Origin of the sequence: Desulfovibrio piger (assembly GCF_951793255.1) — a bacterium.
Lineage (GTDB): Bacteria > Desulfobacterota > Desulfovibrionia > Desulfovibrionales > Desulfovibrionaceae > Desulfovibrio.
In genome coordinates, this window is the sequence record NZ_OX636706.1 from 679154 (window position 1) to 696386 (window position 17233).

Here is a 17233-nt window from a genome sequence, read left to right on the forward strand (position 1 = left end):
GTTGGACAAAGACGGAAAAAGGGCGGTCGATGGCGTGCGCCGGACAATTTTCGCACAAATCAGCAACGGAGGGGGCACCGCGCTCCCTCCATGAGGAAACACACATGGCACAGGACAGCCCAAACAAAAGCACGCCCGCAGCGGGCCTGCCTGATGAACAGCAGATGGAACGCATCACGGACTTTTTCCACGAGGCGGGACATCTGCGCCACACGCCGCGCAGCGGCTATGCCTTCCTGGGCTCCGGCAGCGAGAACGTGGCCGAGCATTCCTACCGTACCAGCGTCATCGGCTACACCCTGGCCAAACTGGCGGGGGCCGATGCCGCCCGCGTGACCTTCCTCTGCCTTTTCCACGATCTGCATGAAGCACGTACCGGCGATTTCAATTATGTGAACCACCGCTACGACACCTGCCGCGACCGCGATGCCCTGCAGGACGCCGTGGACGGCACCGGACTGGAGCAGGACATCTTCGACGGCTGGGACGAACTGCAGGAACGCCAGAGTCTGGAGGCCCGCCTGGCCCACGATGCCGACCAGCTGGACCTGATCTGCAACCTCAAGGCCGAGCTGGACAAGGGCAACAAATTTGCCGCCGACTGGCTGGAAAGCGCGGTCAAACGCCTGCGCAGCCCGCAGGCCCAGGCCCTGTGCGAGGTCATCCTGCGCACGGACCATAACCGCTGGTGGTACGGCCGCGTGGACAAAAAATGGTGGGTGGACCGCAAGTGAGCCTGTCCCGGCTCTCTCCGGGAACAGCCCTTTCCCGATAACGACAACAGCCCGGTCTCCATGGAGGCCGGGCTGTTTTGTCATTGATATTAATAAAATAGAAGGAATAATGCCTGCAAGACAACTCGTGCCATCCTATGGCTGCACTTGCCTGTATAGACAACATGTTCCATAGTTATTTCAATTAGAGGATACCTGTCTCCAGGAGGGGAGTTTATGAGAAAGCTGCTGTGCTTGATAATCCTATTTATGGTTACAGGATGTGCAAGTACTGACCTTACGGGCTATGTCGACCCTGCCTATCAGCACCATAACCTTGGAAAAACAATTATCTGCATCAAGGGCGCTGATATGGGAGAAGTTTTTGAGGCAGAAGAAAAAATTTCCCTGATGCTTGCCGACTACAATATCCAATCACTCAAATATTCTGAAATTATATTGCCCACAAGAGAAAACCGGGCAACAGAAGGTGCCCTGCTGCGTTCTTCTGGGGCGGATAGCCTACTTTTGGTTGCCGTAGCAAAAGGGTCTGTCGAAGACTATGTTCCCCCAACGTATACATATGAAAAATATGGAACGACCGTTTCTGGTGGCTACTACACGACAGATTTAATCATGGCTACAAATGTAACTGTCTTCGATCTTCACACAGGAAATCAAATTTATACTGCTGATGGAAAGAGTGATGGAGGATTATCCTATATATCATTACTCCTAAATGCCGCAAAAACATCTCTCAAAGATATGGAAAAAAAAGGATTGATACACAAGTTACCTGTCCCACGTGAGAACTCATCAGACGAGATTTTATAGCATCACACAAAAAACATAATATAAATAGCTATATTGAAGATTACCCTTTACTTTACAAATGACACGGTATAGTCACCCTACTACTGCGACTGTCAATCATTTTCGCAAGTGACCTTGTATGGTGTCTATTGCCCGCATACCAACTTGTCAGCGACCTGAATAAAGCGCGTTTGAAGAAGGATGGGGGTGTGGGGGAAGGGGGGAACTTTGTGCGCTAGCCAAAGTTCCCCCCTTCCCCCACGTTCTTTTCCCCAACAGCTATTTTCCCTTGGGCGGTTCGCGGCGGGGGCAGAAGTCGGCCATCTCGCATTCCGCGCAGCGGGGGCTGCGGGCGTGGCAGACATCGCGGCCGAACCAGACCATGCGGTGATTGACGTCGCCCCATTCGGCACGGGGGAAGAGGCGCATCAGATCCTGTTCGATGTCCACGGGATCGGTGTGGGCGGTGAGGCCCAGACGATAGCTGATGCGCTTGACGTGGGTATCCACAGCCAGGCCCTCGTTGATGCCGAAGGCGCCGAACAGCACCACATTGGCCGTCTTGCGGGCCACGCCGGGCAGGGTGATGAGCTCGTCCAGACGGGGCGGCACCTCGCCGCCATAGACGGAGACCACGCGCTGCGCCGCGCCCAGCAGGTTGCGGGCCTTGCTGTGATAGAAGCCCGTGGAACGGATGACGCTTTCCAGCTCTTCCTGCGTGGCCAGGGCCAGCTCGGCCGGGCCGGGCCAGCGCCGGAACAGCTCCGGGGTCACGGTGTTGACGCGGGCGTCGGTACACTGGGCGGCCAGCACCGTGGCCACCAGCAGTTCCCAGGCGTTGTCGGCTTCAAGATGGGTCGCGGGACGGGGATAGCGGGCCTGAAGGGCCGCCAAGACTTTTTCAGCGCGGGCCAGGGCAGCGCGCGGCAGGGATTTTTTTGCGCTCATGGGCCTGCTATGCCACAGGAAGACAGGGGGAGCAAGGCGGGGCACGCTTGGTTTTTACGGCCCGCTGGTGTATCTTCTGTCCGCTTTTCCCACTTCCCGAACAGGAGGACGCCATGAGCCTGCTTGCCTGTGTCACTGTGCCCGACGGAGCGACTGCCCGAACCCTGGCCCATCTGGTGGTGGAACGACGGCTGGCCGCCGGGGTGAACATCCTGCCCGGAGCCCTTTCCATCTATCGCTGGGAAGGCAAGGTCAGCGAAAGCCGCGAATGCCTGCTGCTGGCCCAGGTCAGCCGGGCAGCGTGGGAAGATTTTCGTGCCGCCGTGGAGGCGGCCCATCCCTATGAAGTGCCCTGTATCGTGGGCATGCCGCTGGAGAAGGGCAACGCGCCCTTCCTGGACTGGATCGCCCAAAACAGCCTGCCCGCAGGGCAGCTCAACGAATAAAAGGAACGAAGATGGCCATTTATGTTTCCGGTTCCCTGGCTTTTGACCGCATCATGACCTTTGGCGGCAACCTGCAGGACCATGTGCTCATGGACAAGCTGCACATGCTGAGCGTCAGCTTCATGGTGGACAGCATGGACGAACGCCGCGGCGGCTGCGCGGGCAACATCGCCTACACGCTGGCCCTGCTGGGCGAAAAATCCATCGTCGTCTCCGCCGCCGGCCGTGACTTCACCGGTTACGCGGCGGCCTGGGAAAAGCTGGGCCTGTCGCTGGAAGGCATCCGGCGCGATTCCGACGTGTTCACGGCCCTGTGCTACATCACCACGGACCAGAACAACAACCAGATCACGGGCTTCTACCCCGGCGCCATGAGCCAGCCCGCCACCTACACCTTCCCCGACCTCGATCCCGCCAAGGACTGGGCCATCGTCTCCCCCGGCAGCGAGGACGACATGCGCCGCCTGCCCGGCTTCTTCCGTGAAAAGGGCGTGCGCTACATCTTCGACCCCGGCCAGCAGCTGCCCGTGCTTTCGGGCGACGACCTCTGCGACGCCATCCGCGGTTCCTATGCCTGCGTGACCAACGATTACGAGCTGGGCATGGTCTGCAAGAAGACGGGCAAGAGCGAGGAAGAACTGGTGGCCATGACCGGCTGGCTGGTGACCACGCTGGGCGGCGACGGCCAGCGCATCCGCAATGCCCGGGGCGTGGACGTGCATGTGCCCGCCATCCCCTGCGACGGCGTCAAGGATCCCACCGGCGCGGGCGACTCCCACCGCGCGGGCCTGCTCAAGGGCCTGGTCTGCGGCCTGGAGATGCCCGAAGCCGCCAAGCTGGGCGCGGTGAGCGCCTGCTACGCCATCGAGCAGCTGGGCACGCAGGAACACCACTTCAGCAAGGACGAGTTCCGCAAGCGCTACGAGGCCAGCTTCGGCCCCCTGCCCATCACCCTGTAACCATACCGGAGGGGCCTGCCCGACAGGCCCCTTTTTTCATCCCCGCCCGGACGGGGAGATCCCGCCTCCGGCATGCTGCCATCACCGGCAACAACGGAGCATGTTTCAGCCAAGGAGCATCCAGCCATGCGCACCGAAGCCGTCAGGGCCCAACTGGCCGCCCACGGTCTGGGCGACCGCTACCGCGAGTTCACCGTCTCCAGCGCCACCGTGGCGCTGGCGGCCGAAGCCCTGCACTGCGAGGCGGGCCGTATCGCCAAGACGCTGTCCATCCTCACCTCCACCGGTCCCGTGCTGGTGGTGGCCATGGGACTGGCCCGTCTGGACAACCGCAAGTTCAAGGATCTGTTCCACGAAAAGGCCCGCTTCATCCCCGTGGAGGACGTGGAGCGCCTCACCGGCCATCCCCAGGGCGGGGTCTGCCCCTTTGCCCTGCCGGAAGGGGGACGCGTGTTCCTGGACGAGAGCCTCAAGCGCTATGACGTGGTCTACCCTGCCGCCGGTGCGCCCAACAACGCCGTGCAGCTGACCCCGGACGAGCTGGCCGCCGTCACCGGCGGGCAATGGGTCGACCTTTGCAAGCACCCTGAAGAGCTGGCCTGACGGGCCTATCCTGCAGGCAGGGACAAGCGGCAGACGCTCCGACCGCCGCTTCCCGCAAATGAAAAGGGCGTCCATCCGCAAAGGATGGGCGCCCTTTTCGTCTTCGATACCGGGAGCCGCCACGGCCCGGCCCTCACGGCCAAGCCGGACGGCGGGAGCTGCCCGGTCCTAGTAATCTTCGTCTTCCAGCGGAGGCGGCACGGCCACGGCGCTGGTGATGACGCGGCGGCGGCTCTTCACCGGCTCGGCGGGCACTTCCTTGTTCTCACGCGTCATGTGCGGTTCGGGCAGGTTGTTGTACAGCACCCAGAAAGGCGGATAGAGCTCGGTCAGCACGCCGGGGTTGCCCAGCTTGAAGCCTTCCTGCTTGCCGCGGGCACAGGCCGCCAGGGCCAGGGCCACGGCCCAGGGAGCGTCGGGGGCGTTCCAGCCGCGGGCCTGCAGGGCGGGACGGGGCTTGCGCACGGGGCGGCCTTCCTCGTCCTGTTCTTCGGCTTCTTCCATGTCGTCACCGGGCTTCCAGGCCACCAGGCAGCCTTCGGCATCCAGAGCCAGACCGGCAGCGTGCAGGTAGCTTTCCACAACGTTCTCTTCGGCTTCCAGACCGGCAGGCAGCACGGCACGACCGCCGCGCAGGGCCGTCATGGTGCTCAGGGCCACGGCCAGCGGACGCCAGGAGGCGGGCAGGCCTTCGGGCAGGGCAAAGGCGGCGGGCAGTTCGGCCAGCGGCTTCAGGCTGCGGGCCAGGATCTCGGTGGCCGAGCATTCGACCTTGGCACCGGTCTGGCGCAGCAGGTCCAGACCGGCTTCGGTGCCGGGCCAGGTGGGCCACTGGCCTTCCAGGCGCACTTCACCGCCCAGAGCCGGGGCGAGGCCCATCAGGAACACGGCCAGTTCCGGTTCCACGGGCAGGGTGGGCTCGGAGGGGATGCTCAGGGCGCAGGGCTGGAAGTGGAGCACGTCGCCTTCGCGGCGCACGTCGGCACCGGCAGCGTTCAGCACGGGCAGGATGCGGGCAAAGGCCAGCGCACGCTCGGGCATGGCGGAAAGGTCCAGGGTGATGGCGCGCTCATAGGAAGGCGCGGCCAGCATGATGCCTTCGGCCAGTTCCACCGGGGCATCGGCGGGGAAGACCACCTTGCCGGGCAGCACGCCGGAGCATTCGATACGCACCGGGAAGCCGTCGGACTTGGGCACCACATGCACCAGACGCGCGCCCATGAGGGGCAGGAAGCGGCGGGTGGCGCTGAGGTCGGCCAGCTTGAGGGCCGCGCCGCCGGTGAACTTGGTACGCGAAGGACGGCCCAGGTAATGGCCCAGGGCCAGATAGAAGTTCCAGGAGCTGTCGCCCACATGCAGCACCTTGTCCGGGGTGCCCAGGGGCGTGCCGGCGGCCACATGCACGGCGCCGTCGTCACGGTTGGCATGGGCGCCCAGCTGGTTGAGCAGCTTGACGCAATCCACGACGGGATCGTTCATCAGGGCGGGGGCAATGCGCACGGCCTGGCCGGTGCAGGCGGCCAGCGTGGCCCAGGCCCGGGTCAGGCGACAGGAGCGCGGGGCGGGCATGGACAGGCGCACGGGCATGTCGGCGGGGGCAAGATTGAAGGCGGGGCGCTGGGCTTCGCCGTCTTCACCGGGACGGGGCAGGAATTCCACTTCCTGCATCAGGGTGAAGAAACGGCCGCTCAGGCGCGGGTCGCGGCTGACGCGGGAAACGGCGGCTTCCCAGGACTCGCGGATGCTCTTTTCTTCCGCGGGCTCCAGGAAACCCTTGGCATTGTACATGCGCTTGATGAGATTGTGGCGGCGCATGAGCATGCGCAGGATATCGCGGTCGATGTCACAGACGGTCTCGCGCAGGCTGCGGCGCGGACGCTCGGGCTTGCCGTCGGTTCTGGCCTCGAAACGTCCTTCGGGGCGGTCGCTGCGTTTGTCCGGCCTCTGGGCAGGTCGGAATTCGTGGTGCTCGTTCATGCTGGATGCTCCTCTCGACCGCCGGACGGCGCGTCGCTCTATGAATTTGTGGGGGATGCTGTATCCCGAAACGTCCTCACTGGCAAGCCCCCGGAAGAGACTTTTCCGGCCCCATGTGAAAGAGGGTGCAAGCTCCGGCGAGCACTGGAGGGAGCCTCAAAGAGCGTACCGGATGCCTTACGACGTATTTTCGATAAAAAAATCAACTATTCCCAATAGATATAATCAACCATTTGATTTTATTGGCTAATTGTTTCAACTTTTGCTTCTTTTTCCCATCAGGATCAGGGCGACAGCGGAACGTCATAAAAAAGCCGCCTGTCCGGCATGGAAAGTATCGACACGTTAACTATTTGAAATTAAATGATTTTACTAAAGCATTCCATGAACGGGAACAGGGAGATGTTCAAGATAACCGGCTGATAAACATGCCTTTTCCTGGCCCAACACAGATCTTGGACATGGAAGCCGTTCAAAACGCGGAGCATCTTTACACGGCATAAAAATTATGCTAGGGGGAATATGCAAAGATTATAGTGGGTTGTGCCGTTTTCCACCGAGAGTTTCCACGAATTTTTCAAAAGGGGGCTTGACGTGAAGAGGTGTAGCTTGTTACTAAAAACACAAGCGCACGACCTGAGCGCTGTTGCCCAGGGCCGTGACCCCAATCAAGACGGCACCCGGGCGGCCCGAGTGGCTGCCCATACGGTCAAAATTGACCTGAAACACTTTAAGAGTTGGAGGATACGTTATGCCTACGTTTGTCGATCCGTCCAAATGCGACGGCTGCAAGGGTGGCGAAAAGACGGCCTGCATGTACATCTGCCCGAACGACCTGATGATCCTCGATCCTCAGGAAATGAAGGCGTACAACCAGGAACCCGACGCCTGCTGGGAATGCTATTCCTGCGTGAAGATCTGCCCCCAGGGCGCCATCACCGCTCGTCCCTACGCCGACTTTGCTCCCATGGGCGGCACCTGTATCCCCATGCGCTCTGCCGACTCCATCATGTGGACCGTGCAGTTCCGCAACGGCAGCGTGAAACGTTTCAAGTTCCCCATCCGTACCACTCCTGAAGGCTCCATCAAGCCCTTCGAAGGCAAACCGGAAGGCGCCAACCTCGACGACGAACTGCTGTTCACCGAAGAAAAGCTGGCCACCCCCATCGAAGTCCTGGGCAAGAAGTTCGAAGTGACTGAAGCCGACAAGGTCTTCACCGCCATGGAACAGGGCCGCTAGAGAGCAGTAACCGCGTAGAGCTTAAGGAGAAACCACTATGCCTATGATTCCCGTCAAGGAAGCGATGAAAGGCGTTGCCATTGCTGAACCTGAAGTGAAGGAACATGACGTCGACCTGCTGATCGTGGGCGGCGGTATGGGTGCCTGCGGTACGGCTTTCGAAGCCGTGCGCTGGGGCGACAAACACGGTCTGAAAATGATGCTGTGCGACAAGGCCGCCCTCGAGCGCTCCGGCGCCGTGGCCCAGGGCCTGTCCGCCATCAACACCTACCTCGGCAAAAACACCGCCGACGATTACGTCCGCATGGTCCGCACCGACCTTATGGGTCTGGTCCGCGAAGACCTGATCTTCGACGTGGGCCGCCACGTTGACGACTCCGTGCATCTGTTCGAAGAGTGGGGCCTGCCCTGCTGGATCAAGGACGAAAACGGCCACAACATGAACGGCGCCGCCGCCAAGGCCGCCGGCAAGAGCCTGCGCAACGGCGACGATCCCGTCCGCTCCGGCCGCTGGCAGATCATGATCAACGGCGAATCCTACAAGTGCATCGTGGCCGAAGCCGCCAAGAATGCCCTGGGTGAAGACCGTATCATGGAGCGTATCTTCATCGTGAAGCTGCTGCTCGACAAGAACACCCCCAACCGCGTCGCCGGTGCCGTGGGCTTCAACCTGCGCGCCAACGAAGTGCACATCTTCAAAGCCAACGCCATCATGGTGGCCGCCGGCGGTGCCGTTAACGTGTACCGTCCCCGTTCCACCGGTGAAGGCATGGGCCGCGCCTGGTACCCCGTGTGGAACGCCGGTTCCACCTACACCATGTGCGCTCAGGTCGGCGCCGAAATGACCATGATGGAAAACCGCTTCGTGCCCGCCCGCTTCAAGGACGGTTACGGCCCTGTGGGCGCCTGGTTCCTGCTGTTCAAGGCCAAAGCCACCAACTGCAAGGGCGAAGACTACTGCGCCACCAACCGCGCCATGCTGAAGCCTTACGAAGATCGCGGCTACGCCAAGGGCAACGTGATCCCCACCTGCCTGCGTAACCACATGATGCTTCGTGAAATGCGCGAAGGCCGCGGCCCCATCTACATGGACACCAAGACCGCCCTGCTGACCACCTTCGCCACCCTGACCGAAGAACAGCAGAAAGACCTCGAGTCCGAAGCCTGGGAAGACTTCCTGGATATGTGCGTTGGTCAGGCCAACCTGTGGGCCGCCACCAACACCGCTCCTGAAGAACGCGGTTCCGAAATCATGCCCACCGAACCTTACCTGCTCGGCTCCCACTCCGGCTGCTGCGGCATCTGGGTTTCCGGTCCCGACGAAGCTTGGGTGCCCGAAGACTACAAGGTTCGCGCTGCCAACGGCAAGGTCTACAACCGCATGACCACCGTGGAAGGCCTGTTCACCTGCGCCGACGGCGTGGGCGCTTCCGGCCACAAGTTCTCCTCCGGTTCCCACGCTGAAGGCCGTATCGCCGGCAAGCAGATGGTGCGCTGGTGCCTGGACCACAAGGACTTCAAGCCTGAGTTCAAGGAAACCGCCGAAGAACTGAAGCAGCTGATCTACCGTCCTTACTACAACTACCTGGCCGGCAAGGACGCCTCCACCGACCCCGTGGTGAACCCCAACTACATCACGCCCAAGAACTTCATGATGCGCCTCGTGAAGTGCACCGACGAATACGGCGGCGGCGTGGGTACCTACTACACCACCTCCAAGGCTCTGCTGGACACCGGCTTCTATCTGCTGGGCATGATGGAAGAAGACTCCGCCAAGCTGGCCGCCCGCGACCTGCACGAACTGCTGCGTTGCTGGGAAAACTACCATCGCCTGTGGACCGTGCGCCTGCACATGCAGCACATCGCCTTCCGTGAAGAGTCCCGTTACCCCGGCTTCTACTACCGCGCCGACTTCCTGGGTATCGACGACAGCAAGTGGAAGTGCTTCGTGAACTCCAAGTACGATCCCGCCACCGGCGAAACCAAGATCTTCAAGAAGCCCTACTACCAGATCATCCCTGACTAGTAGGCGGAAGAACATCCCTGGGGTGGCCGCCTAGGCCACCCCTTTTTTTCGGCGCGGCGGGTGTGCGACATGCAAGCTCCCCGCCGCGCCTTGGAATATGCGCCGCGCGGCAGGGCCCTTGGCTCTCAATTGCGCCGCCCGGCAATCCCATACAACCGGGCAGGCGTGCGCGCCGCCCCGCAGAGGGGCCACGGCGCTGCAACGCAGGAGGATATCCAGGATGTCCAACTCCATTCTCGTCGTGGGCGGTGGCTTTGCAGGCCTTACTGCCGCCATCGAAGCGGCGGAACTGGGCCACGATGTGTATATCGTGGAAAAGTCGCCCTACCTGGGCGGCCGTGTGGCCCAGCTCAACAAATATTTCCCCAAACTTTGTCCCCCCTCCTGCGGTCTGGAAATCCAGTTCCAGCGCATCAGGAAGAACCCCCGCATCAAATTCTTCACCATGGCCGAAGTGACCAAGCTGGTCGGCTGTAAGGGTGACTACACCGCCACCGTGAGCATCAAGCCCCGCAAGGTGGCCGCCCACAACGTGGACTTCACCCTCCTCGCTTCCAGCCTGGAAGGCACCGTGCCCAACGAATTCGACTTCGGGCTGTCCCAGCGCAAGGCTCTGTACAAATCCATGCCTTTCGCGTTCCCCAACCGCTTCGTGCTGGACACCGACGCCCTGAGCAAGGCTGACGCCGCCCGCGTCGCCGGCCAGAAGTTCCTGGACCAGAACGAACCCGCCCGCGAGATCGAACTCAATGTGGGCGCCATCGTGGTGGCCACCGGCTGGAAGCCCTACGACGTCACCAACCTGGCCAACCTGGGCGCCGGCAAGGTCAAGAACTGCGTGACCAACATGCAGCTCGAACGCCTGGCCTCCCCCTTCGGCCCCACCGGCGGCAAGATCGTCCGTCCTACCGACGGCCGTCGTCCCAAACGCATCGCTTTCGTGCAGTGCGCCGGTTCCCGTGACCAGAACCACCTGAACTACTGCTCCTACATCTGCTGTATGGCCACTCTCAAGCAGTGCCAGTACATCTGCGAGCAGTACCCCGAGACCCAGATCTCGGTGTTCTACATCGACCTGCGCGCTCCGGGCCGCTACGTGAAGGTTCTGGACAAGGTGAAGGCCGCCCCCAATGTGCGCTTCATCAAGGGCAAGGTGGCCGATGTGGCCCAGGCCGCTGACGACAACGTCACCGTGACCGTTGAAGACGCCATCCGCGGCGAAAAGCTGCATCTGGATTATGACATGGTGGTGCTGGCCACGGGCATGCAGCCCAGCCTGGCCACCGACAGCCTGCCCCTGCCCCTGCCCCTGGACGAAGACGGTTTCGTCATGGGCGGTGAAGAGGCTGGCATTTTTGCCGCCGGTTGCGCCCGCATGCCGCTGGACGTGATGCGTACCGCGCAGTCCGGCACGGCCGCCGCTCTCAAGGCGGTGCAAACGGTGAAAGGGAGGTAGGCGGCATGGCCAGCAAGATCGGCGTCTATTTTGACGTACAGAACATCGGCGGCGGCCTGGATGTGGAAGCCCTGGCCGAACAGGTCCGCAGCAAATGGAGCGACCTCACCCCTGTGGTGAAAGTGCTGCCCATGCTGAGCGTGGCCGAAGACGAAGTGCGTGCCGACATCGAAGCCAACGGCCTTGACGGCGTGCTCTTCTGCGGTGCCAGCCCCCGCGACGAAGCTGCCCCCTGGCAGCTGCCCGTGCAGGTGGAACACGTGAACCTGCGCGAACAGTGCGTGCTCGCCTACAAGAACCCCGACGGTTCCGCCGTCAGCGGCGCGGCTCCCGCCCTGCTGACCCAGATGGCCACCGACTACATGAACATGGGCGTGGTCAAACTGCAGAAGAGCAACATGCCCGAATCTGCGGCCATCGAAGGCATCAAGCGCATCTTGGTCATCGGTGGCGGCTGGACCGGCCTCACCGCCGCCCAGGAAGCCGCCAAGACCGGCTATGAAGTCATCCTGGTGGAAAAGGCCGACAAGCTCGGCGGCGCGGTCAACAACATGCCCATGGGCTCGCCCCTGCAGGCTCCCTGGGAAGACCGCCAGCCCACCAACCTGGCCGAAAAGATCGCCGCTGTGACCGGCAACAGCAGCATCACCGTGCTGCTGAACTCCCACATGGCCAAACTGGAAGGCCAGCCCGGCGAGTTCAAGGCCACCGTGGCCACCGCCAACGGCGAACAGACCTTCGACATCGGCTCCGTGGTCCTGGCCACCGGCTGGGTGCCGCTGGCTGAAAAGTATCTGGAAAGCATGGGCCTGGGCGTGAACCCCAAGGTCGTCCATGCCGCCCAGTTCGCCAAGATGCTGGGCGAAGGCAAGGTCGACGCCCGCCGCATCGCCTTCGTGCTCGACACCACCATCGCCGAAGAAGCCCTGCAGAAGGCCGCTGACGAAGCCGCCGCTGCCGAGGCCGAAGCCCCCGCCGCCGAAGCTCCTGCCGAGGAAGAAGAAAAGGGCTTCGTCAAGGAGAACCTGGAAAGCATCAAGCACCTGCGTTACTCCAACGCCGTCAACAGCGTGGGCATGCTGCGCATGGCCAACATCATCTGTGACAAGACCGATGACGCCGTGCAGGCCTTCGTGCTGTACAAGGACATGACCATCCCCGGCATCCTGGAACGCTTCTACAAGAAGATGCAGGACCGTCTGGGCCTGATGATGACCAAGGCCGACGTGACCGACATCCGTGATGCCGGCAACCACATGGTGGTCAGCTGCAAGAACACCCTGCTGGGCATGGACTTCGATCTGGATGTGGATCTGGTGGTGCTGCCCACGGGCGTCGTGCCCACGACCGCCAAGGACGTGGTGGTGGAATTCGACTACCGTCAGGGCCCCGACTTCCCGGATCTGCAGCTCTTCGACGGTTTCGCGGACTCCAACTACATCTGCTTCCCCTACGAAACCCGCCGTACCGGTGTCTACGCCGCCGGTTGCGTGCGTCAGCCCCAGACCCTGGACGCCTGTGAAGAAGACGCCCGCGGTGCCGTGCTCAAAGCCATCCAGTGTGTGGAAGCCGCTTCCCACGGTGTGGCCGTGCATCCCCGCTCCGGCGACAATTCCTACCCGGTGTTCAACTTCGTGCGCTGCACTCAGTGCAAGCGCTGCACCGAAGAATGTCCCTTCGGCGCCCTGGACGACGACGAAAAGGGTACGCCCAAACCCAACCCGGCCCGCTGCCGTCGTTGCGGTACCTGCTTCGGCGCCTGCCCCGAGCGCGTGATCTCCTTTGCCAACTACAACATCGACCAGATCGGTTCCATGATCCGCGAAGTTGTGGTGCCCAAGGACTTCAAGAAGGAAGGCCCCCGCATCCTCATCCTGGCCTGCGAAAACGACGCCTACCCCGCCCTGGATATGGCCGGTATGCGCCGCAAGGCCTGGAGCCCGTACTGCCGCATCATCCCCGTGCGCTGCCTCGGCTCCGTCAACGCCATCTGGGTGTCTGACGCCATGAGCAAGGGCTTCGACGGCGTGCTGCTGCTGGGCTGCAAATATGGCGAAGACTACCAGTGCCACTTCATCAAGGGTTCCGAGATCTGCAACCGCCGCAAGGAAAACATCGCCGAGACCCTGAACCGTCTGGGCGTGCAGCCCGAGCGCGTTGACCAGCTCGAAGTGGCCATCGACGAATATGACAAGGTGCCGGACATGATCGACGAATTCGTCGCTCGCATCGTGGAACTCGGCCCCAACCCGTTCAAGGGCATGTAGGAGGAAGGCTGCAATGGCACAGAATATTCTCAAGCCGGATTCCACCTTTACGCGGGAGCTGATGGAAGCGGGCGGCGAAAGCCTGAAAAAATGCTATCAGTGCGCCACCTGCTCCGTGGCCTGCCCCATGGCTCCGGAAAACGCTCCCTACCCCCGCAAGGAAATGGTGTGGGCGTCCTGGGGCCTCAAGGAAAAGCTGGCCACCGACGTGGACCTGTGGCTCTGCCACAACTGCGGCAACTGCGCGGACCTCTGCCCCCGTGGTGCCCGTCCCGCCGACGTCATGGGCGCTGCCCGCAACATGGTCTACCGCGATCTGACCGAGCCCACCATCGTGGGCAAGTGGATGAGCAAGCCCTCCGGTCTGCCCTTCCTCTTCGCCATCCCGGCCCTGCTGTGGCTCTTCATCTGGTGGATCCGCGCCGGCTTCAATGACGGCAACTGGTTCCCCCGCGCCGCCGACGGCCGCATCGTGTTCGGTCAGGTGTTCTATGGTGACTACACCATCGACCCCATCTTCATGATCACCTTCTTCGGGGCCTGCTTCATCCTCTACAAGGGCGTGCGCAAGCTCTGGGGCATGTTCAAGCCTGAAGGCCGCCTGACCGTGCTTGGCAAGACCAAGGCCTGGTACTGGCACCTGCTGGACGTGCTCATCGACGAAGTGGTCACCCACCGCAAGTTCGACGACTGCGAAGCTGGTCCCAAGACCGGTACCTATGTGCCCAACCGCAAGGCCGGCCACATGATCCTGGTCTACAGCTTCGTCATCCTGGCCTTCGTGACGGCCGTTGTGGCTCTGGGCCACTGGGGCGGCAAGATCATCCCGCTCATCAAGATCGAGACCCCCATGCCGCTGCTGTACCCTGTGAAGATCCTGGCCAACCTCGGCGCCATCATGCTGGTCTGTGGCCTGGCCATGCTCACCGCCCGCCGTCTGAAGCTGAACCCCAAGCATCAGGGTTCGAGCTGGTATGACTGGTACCTGCTGGGCATCATCTGGCTGGTGGCCGTGACGGGCATCCTGTCCCAGGTCTTCCGCCTGGCCGATGCCATCCAGCCCGCCTTTGTGGTGTACTATCTGCATCTGGTCTTTGTGTGGATGCTCTTTGCCTACCTGCCGTGGTCCAAGCTCGGTCACTTCGTGTACCGCACCGCGGCCCTGCTGTTCGTCCGCATGTACGGACGCGGCTACTAGGATGGTCTTCCGGGCCGTCGCCCCGTGACGACGGCCCGCACAGGCTCACACTGCAAAACACCGTTCTCCGAGGAGGAGGCCGAAAATGTCTGATACCGCTCGCAAAATGTTCCCTGTGGAAACCGTCCTGGCCCTGGCCGTCGCCAAGAAGGGCGCGGACGTGAAAGATATCGCCGGTTACATCACCGGTCGCAGCATCGTCTGTGACGCCTGCGCCGCCGCCGTGGCTCCCTTCGCCGCTGCCTGGCTGGCCAAGCTGTCCCCCAAGTTCCTGGACATGAACTACAAAGACGGTGACAACTGGGGCGACTTCGTCAACCAGGGTGCCCGTCTGCTGGGCGACACCATCTCCCTGACCCCCATGGATGACTGCCTGAAGAACGCCGTCGCCACCGTGCTCGACATGATGGACGACATGCACGGCACCATGGTCAGCCAGCGCGCCGAGATCGCCACCCTGCGCCAGCAGGTGGAGACCCTGGCCCCCTATCAGGGCAAGGCTGAAGAACTGCAGAAGAAGTGCGACAAGCTGGAAGACACCATCAAGACCATGAAGACCGACATGGGCGGTCTGCGCCGTCAGGTGGCCGAATTCCAGGGCAAGGTCGCCATCAACCATGACGAACTGATGCAGAGCATCAAGGACGCCATCAAGGACAACCTGAAGAACATCACCGTGGGTGTGGCTGCTGCCGGCGTGGCCGGTGAAGCCGCCGCCGAAGAACCCGCCCAGGAAGAAGGCGGCGTGCCGGACGATTTCGGTTTCGGCACCAGCGGCGCCAACTCCGACGGCTTCGGCTTCTAGTCCCAAGTCAAGGCATCGCCTTTCAAGGCGCGTCCGTTCCGGCGGGCGCGCCTTTTTTCGTGGTCGTCCAGTGCGGGGCAAAAGGGGCAGTGCCATATGGCAGCCCCTGCCCGAGATGAGGAGGAGCCGCAGCGCGACAGCCAGCCGTCCGATGGACGGCCGCTGCCCGGCTCTCGGGTCTGCTCGCCTCCGCGGCGAAGCGGCAAGTGGTCGGGGCCTGCGCGGCCCCAGCCCTCCTGCCCCCCCGTGCCCCGCGTCAGGTCCCCGGTTTCATCACGGCGCGCCGTAGGCGGGGCGGCACCACGCCTTCGGCGTACGCCGCCCAAGCGGCGAGCTCAATGGATGGAGAAAAGCGTTGGAGAAATCGTGGGGCAGTCTGCTGGATGAAGAACAAGGGAATGGAAAGCCTAGGAACGGGGGCTCGATGGAGGGAATGACGACCTTGCTCAAGCGGCGCGCTCAATACATAAAGAAGGCAGGCCATACGTGGCAGGGCCGGGCAGAAGCAGGAATGATGGTCCAGCCGGAGAGAAAGCCAGGCCGCACCTGATGGAGCGGCCTGGCCGATAAAGCGCGTTTGGAGGAGGATGGGGGGAGCTTGAGGGGGAAGGAGGGACCTTTGCGCGCGAGCCAAAGGTCCCTCCTTCCCCCCTCAAAAAATCCGGTCCCCCTCTCGCCGATATCCCTCCGCCGCTACAGCGAAAGCAGGGTCATGGCCACGGGGATGGTGATGACGGAAAGGACGGTCGACAGGCTGACCAGCAGGGCCCCGAAGGGCGCATCCGTCTTGTAGACGGCGCCCAGGATGGAGATCTGCATCATGCAGGGCAGACCGGCCTGGATGATGAACACCTTTTCCATAAGCTCGGGCAGCTCCACAAAATGCAGCATGCCGGCCAGTATCAGGGGGCAGATGACCAGCTTGCCCAGCAGGGCCAGCAGCAGGTCACGCGACAGATGCAGATGGCGCAGATCCATCTTGTAGAGGCAGATGCCGATGAAGATCAGGGCCAGCGGCGTGGTGAGGTTGCCCATGTAGCGCAGGGCTTCCTGTACGAACTCCGGCAGCCGCAGGCCCAGCAGGGTCATGGCCAGCCCGGCCAGGAAGCCCAGCATGGGCGGCGAGAAGATGTGGCGCACATTGTCCAGCAGCGTGGCGGAACCGCGCAACGCTTCGTTGTCATGGCTCATGATGTAGCTGCCGATGCTCCAGAAAAAGGTGGTATTGGCAAAGAAATACAGCAGCACATAGGGCGCGGCCGCATCGCCGAACAGGGCAAGATTGACGGGCAGCCCGATGAAGACCGTATTGGACGTGGTGAAGCTGGCGCAGAACAGGCCGAAATGCCGCCGCTCCACGCGCGTGACCTTGGCCACCAGCAGGGCCACGGCAAAGGTCAGCAGGATGCTGAACAGCGGGAAGATCGAACCGTAGATCAGGTGGACGAGGTCGTCCCGGCCGAAAGAATGGGTGATGGTATAGAACAGGTAGGAAGGCAGGGCCACGGTAGTGACCAGCCGGGGCAGCAGGATCTGGGTCTCGGGCGAGAACCAGCCCTTGCGGGCCAGCACATACGCTATCGAGACGATGATCTGCAAGCTGAGGATGCCCTGAAGGGCGTGCAGAAAAACCATGATGGCACCTGTGCGGCAGGAAGAGGCCCTGCCAGAAAGCGATGGTCCCGCACTGCACCGGCGGCAATGCGGGACCATCGGAAAAGGAACGGACGTCCTCCGGCGTTCCGGGCATCACACCGGCCCCGAAGAGCCGGACGGACGCCC

14 protein-coding genes are annotated in these 17233 nt (G+C 62.2%); 11 read left to right on the forward strand and 3 right to left on the reverse strand.

The window, feature by feature from the left end; translation table 11 throughout:
* The first annotated feature begins 104 nt into the window (after positions 1–104).
* Together Q4I12_RS03305 and Q4I12_RS03310 are read left to right on the forward strand one after the other, a co-directional pair.
* Complete coding sequence (locus tag Q4I12_RS03305; protein ID WP_302260560.1) at positions 105–734, forward strand: HD domain-containing protein; 630 nt, start codon at positions 105–107, stop codon at positions 732–734.
* A gap of 216 nt (positions 735–950) precedes the next feature.
* Positions 951–1547: a hypothetical protein gene (locus Q4I12_RS03310; protein WP_302260562.1), complete on the forward strand. Its 597-nt coding sequence runs from the start codon at positions 951–953 to the stop codon at positions 1545–1547.
* 258 nt (positions 1548–1805) lie between these two features.
* Here Q4I12_RS03310 and nth read toward each other — a convergent pair whose 3' ends face one another.
* A complete protein-coding gene (nth, locus tag Q4I12_RS03315) occupies positions 1806–2474 on the reverse strand; it encodes an endonuclease III (protein ID WP_302260564.1) in 669 nt (222 codons plus the stop codon).
* A 113-nt stretch (positions 2475–2587) separates the two neighbouring features.
* Here nth and cutA point away from each other — a divergent pair, with 113 nt between their 5' ends.
* The 3 genes from cutA to Q4I12_RS03330 all read left to right on the forward strand — a co-directional run bounded on the left by cutA (position 2588) and on the right by Q4I12_RS03330 (position 4482).
* Positions 2588–2920, forward strand: a complete 333-nt coding sequence (cutA, locus tag Q4I12_RS03320) for a divalent-cation tolerance protein CutA (protein ID WP_302260566.1) — start codon at positions 2588–2590, stop codon at positions 2918–2920.
* Positions 2921–2931: 11 nt separating this feature from the next.
* Positions 2932–3879, forward strand: coding sequence for a carbohydrate kinase family protein (locus Q4I12_RS03325; RefSeq protein ID WP_302260567.1), 948 nt, complete (start codon positions 2932–2934; stop codon positions 3877–3879).
* A 126-nt stretch (positions 3880–4005) separates the two neighbouring features.
* Positions 4006–4482 (forward strand): YbaK/EbsC family protein, encoded by a 477-nt coding sequence (locus tag Q4I12_RS03330; RefSeq protein WP_302260568.1) that lies wholly within the window; start codon positions 4006–4008, stop codon positions 4480–4482.
* Between the two features lie 168 nt (positions 4483–4650).
* Here Q4I12_RS03330 and Q4I12_RS03335 read toward each other — a convergent pair whose 3' ends face one another.
* Complete coding sequence (locus Q4I12_RS03335; RefSeq protein ID WP_168934689.1) at positions 4651–6459, reverse strand: carboxyvinyltransferase; 1809 nt, start codon at positions 6457–6459, stop codon at positions 4651–4653.
* Positions 6460–7210: 751 nt separating this feature from the next.
* On the opposite strand from Q4I12_RS03335, the gene aprB reads away from it, so the two are divergent.
* From aprB to Q4I12_RS03365, 6 genes are all read left to right on the forward strand, one after another.
* Positions 7211–7699: an adenylyl-sulfate reductase subunit beta gene (aprB, locus tag Q4I12_RS03340; protein ID WP_006008678.1), complete on the forward strand. Its 489-nt coding sequence runs from the start codon at positions 7211–7213 to the stop codon at positions 7697–7699.
* 37 nt (positions 7700–7736) lie between these two features.
* Positions 7737–9725: an adenylyl-sulfate reductase subunit alpha gene (gene aprA, locus Q4I12_RS03345; RefSeq protein ID WP_297137962.1), complete on the forward strand. Its 1989-nt coding sequence runs from the start codon at positions 7737–7739 to the stop codon at positions 9723–9725.
* Between the two features lie 220 nt (positions 9726–9945).
* A complete protein-coding gene (locus Q4I12_RS03350; protein ID WP_006008672.1) occupies positions 9946–11181 on the forward strand; it encodes a CoB--CoM heterodisulfide reductase iron-sulfur subunit A family protein in 1236 nt (411 codons plus the stop codon).
* Positions 11182–11186: 5 nt separating this feature from the next.
* Positions 11187–13448, forward strand: a complete 2262-nt coding sequence (locus Q4I12_RS03355) for an FAD-dependent oxidoreductase (protein WP_302260569.1) — start codon at positions 11187–11189, stop codon at positions 13446–13448.
* A 13-nt stretch (positions 13449–13461) separates the two neighbouring features.
* Entirely contained in the window at positions 13462–14646 is a 1185-nt protein-coding gene (gene qmoC / locus Q4I12_RS03360) for a quinone-interacting membrane-bound oxidoreductase complex subunit QmoC (protein WP_168934693.1), read from the forward strand.
* 85 nt (positions 14647–14731) lie between these two features.
* The gene (locus Q4I12_RS03365) at positions 14732–15451 is read left to right on the forward strand and encodes a hypothetical protein (RefSeq protein ID WP_168934694.1); all 720 of its coding nucleotides are present in this window, start codon (positions 14732–14734) and stop codon (positions 15449–15451) included.
* A 693-nt stretch (positions 15452–16144) separates the two neighbouring features.
* Here Q4I12_RS03365 and Q4I12_RS03370 read toward each other — a convergent pair.
* A complete protein-coding gene (locus Q4I12_RS03370) occupies positions 16145–17086 on the reverse strand; it encodes an AEC family transporter (RefSeq protein ID WP_302260570.1) in 942 nt (313 codons plus the stop codon).
* Positions 17087–17233 lie beyond the last annotated feature (147 nt).